At 61.8% G+C, this 7,233-nt stretch carries 4 protein-coding genes; 2 read left to right on the top strand and 2 right to left on the bottom strand.

Features of this window, described 5'->3' with window-relative positions:
- Nucleotides 1-202: 202 nt before the first annotated feature.
- Both AB0E19_RS37920 and AB0E19_RS37925 read left to right on the top strand, forming a co-directional pair.
- Nucleotides 203-1,186, top strand: coding sequence for a glycosyltransferase family 2 protein (locus AB0E19_RS37920; RefSeq protein WP_049434949.1), 984 nt, complete (start codon nucleotides 203-205; stop codon nucleotides 1,184-1,186).
- Complete coding sequence (locus AB0E19_RS37925; RefSeq protein ID WP_049434950.1) at nucleotides 1,186-2,979, top strand: DUF2142 domain-containing protein; 1,794 nt, start codon at nucleotides 1,186-1,188, stop codon at nucleotides 2,977-2,979. The genes AB0E19_RS37920 and AB0E19_RS37925 overlap by 1 nt, the downstream gene beginning before the upstream one ends.
- A gap of 89 nt (nucleotides 2,980-3,068) precedes the next feature.
- Here the strand turns inward: AB0E19_RS37925 and AB0E19_RS37930 are convergent, their stop codons facing one another.
- Nucleotides 3,069-6,356 (bottom strand): glycosyltransferase, encoded by a 3,288-nt coding sequence (locus AB0E19_RS37930; protein ID WP_362189602.1) that lies wholly within the window; start codon nucleotides 6,354-6,356, stop codon nucleotides 3,069-3,071.
- Nucleotides 6,357-6,384: 28 nt separating this feature from the next.
- The gene (locus tag AB0E19_RS37935; protein ID WP_049434952.1) at nucleotides 6,385-7,140 is read right to left on the bottom strand and encodes an ABC transporter ATP-binding protein; all 756 of its coding nucleotides are present in this window, start codon (nucleotides 7,138-7,140) and stop codon (nucleotides 6,385-6,387) included.
- Between the last annotated feature and the right edge of the window lie 93 nt (nucleotides 7,141-7,233).

A 7,233-nucleotide genomic window follows, 5' to 3' on the forward strand; every position in this document is an offset into this window, starting at 1 on the left:
TGGCGATCGTGATGGACGGCGACACTTTCCTGGGCCTGATCACCCGTATCGACCTGCTGAACTACCTGCGCCGTCGCGTGCAGTAAGCGTCCTGCGCAGGGGGCGGGTTCGCCCCCTGCACACTCTGGACAGGTCGCAGATGTCACAATCGGCTTGTTTTGTTACCCGCCGGGGCCAGCCCGGAGAACTTCAGAGAGTGCGCATGCCTGTCCAGATCGCCGTTGTGATTCCGTCCTACAAGGTCATCAACCACATTCTTGGCGTTATTGATGGAATGGGGAGTGACATCCATCGGATCTATGTGGTGGACGATTGTTGCCCGATGAACAGTGGCGACTTCGTTGAAGCGAACTGCACCGATCCGCGTGTTGTCGTTCTGCGCCATCTCGAGAATCAGGGCGTGGGTGGTGCGGTCATGACAGGGTATCGCGCAGCGATCGAAGACGGCATCGACATCATCGTCAAGGTAGACGGTGACGGCCAGATGGATCCGGCGCTGATCCCAAGCTTCGTCAGCCCGATCATCGCCGGTGAAGCCGACTACACCAAGGGCAACCGCTTCTTCGATCTCGAGCGCATTGCGCAGATGCCGAAGCTGCGGTTGTTTGGCAATGCAGGGCTGTCCTTCCTGACCAAGCTCTCTTCCGGCTATTGGGACCTGTTCGATCCCACCAATGGGTTCACCGCCATCCACCGTGATGTGGCGCGCCACCTGCCGATGGGGCGGATCAGCAAGCGCTATTTCTTCGAGACCGACATGCTGTTCCGGCTCAGCACGCTGCGCGCGGTGGTGCTGGATGTGCCGATGCACGCCAAGTATGGCGACGAAGTCAGCAATCTGAAGATCTCGCAGGTGTTGTCGGAGTTCCTGTTCAAGAACCTGCGCAACTTCGGCAAGCGCGTTTTCTACAACTATTACCTGCGTAATCTGTCTCTGGCGTCGTTCGAACTGCCGGCCGGCCTGGTGCTGTTGCTGTTCGGCATGATCTATGGCCTGCAGCATTGGCTGACCAGCATTGGTACCGGGCAGGTTGCCAGCAGCGGTACGGTGATGCTGGCCGCGATGCCGATATTGCTGGGTGTGCAGTTGTTGCTTGCCTTCTTCGGCCAGGACATCGCAGCAACCCCCCGCCATGCTGTTCATCCACGGCTTCGTTGGTCGGCGCTTGAAGTGGGGAATACCTGATGCGCGTGTCCGCCCAGGCAGAGCGTGTGGCGCCTCAGGTCTGGCCGCTGTACCTGCTCGCTACCCTGCTGGTCAGCCTGGTCCTGTCTGCGATCACGCCGCCGTTCCAGGCGCCTGACGAGTACGACCACGTCAAGCGTGCCTACATGATGGGGCAGGGGCAGATCCTGTTGAAGTCGGTGGATGGGTCCCCTTCGGGAGGCTACCTCGACAGTGGCCTGGTGCAGTACATGTCGTACTTCGAACCACTGAAGGGAGCGTCACAGCGCAAAGTCTCCGCTGATGAACTGCAGGCGGCAGGCAGCGTGAAGTGGAGCGACCAGCCGCAGTTCCAGACGGCAGTGGGGACCGCTTACTACTTCCCGCTGATGTACGCGCCACAAGCCGTGGGGCTGGGCATGGGCAAAGCGCTGGGCATGAGCGTGGGCAAATCCTATCGGCTGGCCCGCCTGCTGGAATGGATGACCTGCGGGGTTCTGTTACTGCTGGCCTTCAGACTCCACCGGCCTTCGGCGGTGGTGCTGGCGTTGCTCGCATTGCCGATGAACCTGTTTCTGTTTGGCGCGGCGGTGCTTGATCCCATGGCCACAGCAGTGGCGCTGGTTGGCCTATCGGCTTTCATGCGGATCGCCACCGATGGCCGTGCCTCGCCACCGACGGCGGTGGCTGCACTCCACATAAGTGTCCTGTTGGTCTGTGCCTGTCGCGCGAACATGCTGCCGATGCTGCTGTTGCCCTTCGTCGCAGCATGGCTGATGCGCGAGCGCCGGCAGCTGTACATTGCGATCGCCATCAGTGTGTTCGTACTGGCATGGACCCTGTTCACGGTGAAGACGACGGTCTATCCCCCCAGCAGCCATCGGATCGATCATGCAGCTCGTCTGCTGCACCTTCTCACGCATCCCGGTGAACTGACCTCCATCCTGTTCGCGACCTGGACCAACATGGCGCGGATGTCCTTCTACGTCGTGTCGTTCATCGGGGTGCTGGGCTGGCTGGACGCGTCCTTCTCACCTGCCTTCTACCACATGACAGGGCTGACGCTGGTGGTGTTGATGCTGCTGTCGCTCGACCTGGAAGGGTGGCGCACCCAGAGCCTGGCGCGCTGGACGCTGGTCGTGGTCTGCCTGGCGTCGGTCTTGATGACCTTCCTCGCCCTGCTGGTGCAGTGGACCGATCCCGCTTCGACGACCGTTGATGGCGTTCAGGGGCGCTATCTGCTGATTCCGGGTCTATGCCTGGTGATGGCGCTGACGGCCAACGCAGCACCGCGCGATGGCCTGCTGTTCAAGGCCGGGCACGGGCTGGCAATGCTGTTCCTGGCCTGGATGGCGTATGCGAGCTGTTCGCTCCTGGTCGAGCGCTACCATACTGGCGCGACGCAGTCCGCAATCGCGGCGCCTGAGCTGAAGCCCTCGCCACCGTTGACGCCCGACAACACCGTGCCGTTGCACTTCCTGCCCGCACAGAGCGAGGATCCTGCTGGCCTGAAGCGTATCTCGGTGCGGTTTGGCACCTATATGACCACGCATGCCGGGCAGGCCGAACTGCGGCTGTGGACCCAGGGAGGAGAGCGGCTTGTGCTGCCCTTCGAGCTGTCAGAGCTCACCGACAATGGCTACGCCGAGTTCAAGCTGGATGGCAAAGCCTATGTAGGCGGGGAAGTCGCGCCGCGCGATGGCAGCGGCGTAAGTGTGTGGGAAAGCCACAGCCAGGAACGCGTGGACAGTTGCGTATTCCTGGAAACGGAAAACCAGGACGACATCCTCCCGCGCGGTTGCCCTGAGCCCTGATGAAAAAGAAAGCCGCTGATCTCACGATCAGCGGCTTTTTCGTTGAATTCGTGGAAACCCGGCTGGCTTCATTCCAACGGCATCTTCGTTCAGTTCAGTTCGTCCGGGTCGCGCCAGTTCACTGGCTGGCGCTCGATCACTTCCAGCATGTAGTCGGTCAGTTCCGTAGCCTGTTCGTCGAACAGACGCACCATTGCGGCGTGCGGATTACGGTAACCGTCGAGCTGGCCCGGCGCATCCAGCAGGCGCTTGATGGCGGCCTGCAGCGCGCTGCCATCATCATCCAGCGGGATGATGTCGCCATTCTCGCCGTCGACGATATCTTCGATGACACCGCCTGCGTCGGTAGCGATCACCCAGACATCGCGGATCAATGCCTCGCGGACCGACAGGCCGAAGCTCTCCTTCCACTGGGTCGGGAACAACAGCACGTCGATGCTGCCGAAGAACGAATCGATGGTCTCCTGGCTGTAAGCGGGGACCGCCTTGAAGGTGCCGGGAACCTTCCAGTTGGATTCGAAGATCGAACGACGTCCGAGGTTGAGTTCGTTGTCGACGACATGCAGTTCGTAGTTGGTATGCGGCAGGCCTGCGAAAGCCTTCTTGATCAGGGCGCTTCCCTTGATCGGGCCCTCGCCGCCAACGAAACCGAACCGCAGCGGGCGGGTGCTGGGTGGCTCGCGGTGAATGGCCGAAGCAGGTTTGACGATGCCGTTCTTGTTGACCCGCAGGCGCTCGGGATCAAACCCGTTGTCGGCGTAGACACCAGCGAAGAACTTGCTGGGTGACAGCATCAACGCTGCGCCGGTCAACACTTCGTGCAGGCGGTACTGGCGATAGGGGTTCATTGCGGGCTGCGGTACGCAGCGCGAGCACACATCAAGGTCGATCTTGCGCTGGTAGCAGTAACGGCCCTTGTCGTTGACCATGAACTGGCGCGCACAGATCCACCATGCATCGTGCAGCGTTACCACGAACGGGACGCCTTCGGCCTGGCAGACTTCCGCGATCTGGATGCCGATGCCCTGGATGGAATGGATGTGAACCACGTCCGGACGCCAGGCGCGGAGGATTTCGCGGAACCCATGCGTGGGATAGGGATTGTCGAAATGCAGGGCCTGATCGTGCTCATGCGGCAGACCCATGGCGAACACCTCGCCCGCGCTCGATTCGTAGCGGGTCACCTTGTAGGCATGCACATCGGTGGCCGGCAGGGTGGTGAATGTCGCGTATTCCGCCCGGCCGCCTGCATTGATGATACGTGCCATCTGCTCGGCCACGATCGTGGCGCCGCCGAAGCTGCGTGGTTCGAAGAAAATGTTGACGCCCAGAATACGTGGCCGACGCTCGACGGACGGTTCCAATGACTTCAGCCATGGCAGCAGCCTGTGCTTGGCTACGGCTTCAGGGGTGTAGTCATCCTCGACATGGCGACGCGAGTTCTCGCCGATCTGGCGGCGCAGCCCGGGGCTCCCAATCAATGCCAGCAGTTGTTCTTCCCAGTCCTGTTCGGTACTGGCCAGCAGACCGGTGGTGCCGTGCTGGACGGTCTGCTGGTACTCCATGCTGGAGGAGCAGACGCTGGGAATGCCCAGGATCGCCGCTTCCAGATACTTGATGTTGGACTTGGCGTCATTGAAGACCGTGCGCTCCAGCGGTGCGATGTTGATCTGGCACCTGGCGAGCCTGCGCATGTAGGTCGGGTAATCGGAGGGCGGCAGGCGCTCTACCTGGGCATCGACTTCGTTGAACGCTTCGGGAAGGTTGAGATGACCGATGATGGTAAGGCGAACGTCATAGCGCTTCTTCAGAATGCGTAGCAACGCTGGAGCGGCGATACGGAAATCGGAATCGTGGGCCTTGGAACCAGAGCCATAGACGATGCGCAGCAATCCATCACCACGCGGCGGTGCGGCGGCGATTTCCTCTGCTGCGCGCAGTGTCTCCACGTCCAGTGCGTTCTCGACGACCCAGACCTCGGGCGCACCGGTTGCGCGCATGGCGTCGGCCATGGCGGTGGTCGATGCGATGCAGGCATCGCAAGCCAGCAGCGCCTCCCGGAACAGCGGTACGCCTTCGAGGATGGCCTTGCGCACAACTGGGCTGAGATCGTTGACGTTGCTGTTGTTCCGGTAGTGTTCGATGTCGAAGATGAGATCGTCGACTTCCCAGAACGTACGCACGCCAGCCGCACGAGCAAGGGCGATCGTCTCCAGTTGGTCCGGATAGCCGGGGACGCGGTAGAACACGGCAACGCTGTGCGTGGAGAGCAGGTCGCGGGTAGAGACGACATCAGTCCAGTTGACGACGGTGCAGTCGTAGCCAAGGCTTTCGATCATCAGCTGCTTCTGCAGCACGCGGTATTTCAGGCACTGCCCGATGCCCATTTCCGCCACCAGCAGGACGCGCAGCTGCTGCGAACTGCTCGCCGGCCTTGCCGGTGGAAGCGCATGGACCGGCCTCAGTTTCCAGCTTCCGGCCCCTGAGCCCTGGCGGAACAATGCAGCGGGCTGCCGCAGCTGGCTGGTGATCCGGCGTCCGGCCTCGCGGATGCCGTTCTGGCGGGCGACGCGAATGGTGGCCGTGGACAGATGCAGGAGCTGCTTGAGCAGCGAACGAACGCGCCAGACGGCAACGTGTGCCATGCGCAGCGGGGCGGTCACGCGCCAGGAGCGCGAATTGAGCAGCTCTCCGATCTGATTCTGGGCCCGGTGCAGATGATCAAGCGTCGCTTGGGAAGTGATCCCGGATGTTTCCAGTGCGCGCCGCAGCGACGCCACGCGACGTTCTGCACGCAGCAGATTCTGTTCTACCTCGGTGAGGCTGCTTTCCTGTTGCACGACCTGGCTGCGCAGTTGCTCCATGTGCTGGCGTTGCTCCAGCAGCACGGCTTGTGCCGTTTCCAGGGAGGCGAGCTCTTCGATCTGTGGCCGATCGCTTGATCCTGGTGGTGTCGCTCCGATGCTCCATTCCGGATCGGCCACGAACAGCCAGTGCTGGCCGTCTGCCAGGGCGTGGCCGGTGATCGCGCTCTCACGAGGCGGAGGGCCCAGCAGCAGGATCCCGCCATGGGTGTCCAGGCGCCGCATCCAGTCCATGAGCTGCCAGCCATCACTGATCTGGTCCGGCGCCAGCATCACCAATGCGTTGAGCTTGGTGCTGCCCAATGCGTCCGGTGCTTCGACCGGACGCACCGGCAGCCCTTGCGAAGCGGCCAGATCGACCAGAGCTGCAAACAGGGACGAGCCTTCTCCAGCCGCATCGATCACCTGCTGTGGTCGAAGGGTATCCATCAGCCAGCTCGCAATCATCTCCGGTGAAGAGGACTGCGGCGATGAGTGGCTGGCATTGGAGGCTGGCTGGATGGGGTGCGTCATCAGGGGTACCGGAGGGTGGGACGGGGACTCAATGTCCGTTGACGAACTGCTCATAGGCGGACACCACCGACGCGGTATCGCCGTACATCCGGATTGAACCGTTGTCCATCCAGATCACCTTGTTGCAGACACGGCGGATCTCTTCGTTGGAGTGCATGGCCAGCACGACGATGTCCGAACGGCCGTGAAGATCTGCCAGGCGCTGCTTGGCCTTGTGCATGAAGCCGGCATCGCCCACGCCCATCACTTCGTCCAGCAGCAGGATCTGCGCATCAACCGCCGTGGAAATGGCAAATGCCAGACGTACGCGCATGCCACTGGAGTAGGTCCGGATGGGCAGGTCGAGATAATCGCCGAGTTCGCTGAATTCAGCGATTCCCTCCTGCTTTTCGATGATCTCGTTCTTGGTCATGCCCAGCAGCAGGCCGCGCAATCGGATGTTCTGCCAACCGGTGGAGTTGTCGTCCATGCCGAGGCTGATGTCCAGCAGCGGAACCACTTTGCCATCGCGTCGGATGATGCCTCCGGTGGGGGCATAGATGCCGGCAAGGACGCGCAGGAGGGTCGATTTGCCGGCGCCGTTGTGGCCGATCAGACCGACGCGATCACCGGTCTCCAGGCGAACGCTGACGTCCTGCAGGGCGCGGACGATGATGACGCCGTCGTTGCTGTCGGCAACGGCATTGGAGCGACCCAGGCGCATCACCTGGCGCTTGAGTGAGCGGCCGTGCACCTCGTAGATCGGAAGATCGAGGCTGACGTGTTCCAGTTCAATGAAAGCCATGTGGAATCCTTACACCCAGTACGCGATGCGCTTGTGATAACGGTGGACCATCACCAGGGCGACGATCCAGCCGACAACGGCCATGGCAATGGC

The sequence above is a fragment of the Streptomyces sp. NPDC047974 genome (assembly GCF_040653375.1).
Lineage (GTDB): Bacteria > Actinomycetota > Actinomycetes > Streptomycetales > Streptomycetaceae > Streptomyces.

Coding starts and splice junctions, on each gene's coding strand:
- AB0E19_RS37920 (WP_049434949.1), top strand. CDS start 203: ATGCCTGTCCAGATCGCCGTTGTGATTCCGTCCTACAAGGTCATCAAC.
- AB0E19_RS37925 (WP_049434950.1), top strand. CDS start 1,186: ATGCGCGTGTCCGCCCAGGCAGAGCGTGTGGCGCCTCAGGTCTGGCCG.
- AB0E19_RS37930 (WP_362189602.1), bottom strand. CDS start 6,356: ATGACGCACCCCATCCAGCCAGCCTCCAATGCCAGCCACTCATCGCCG.
- AB0E19_RS37935 (WP_049434952.1), bottom strand. CDS start 7,140: ATGGCTTTCATTGAACTGGAACACGTCAGCCTCGATCTTCCGATCTAC.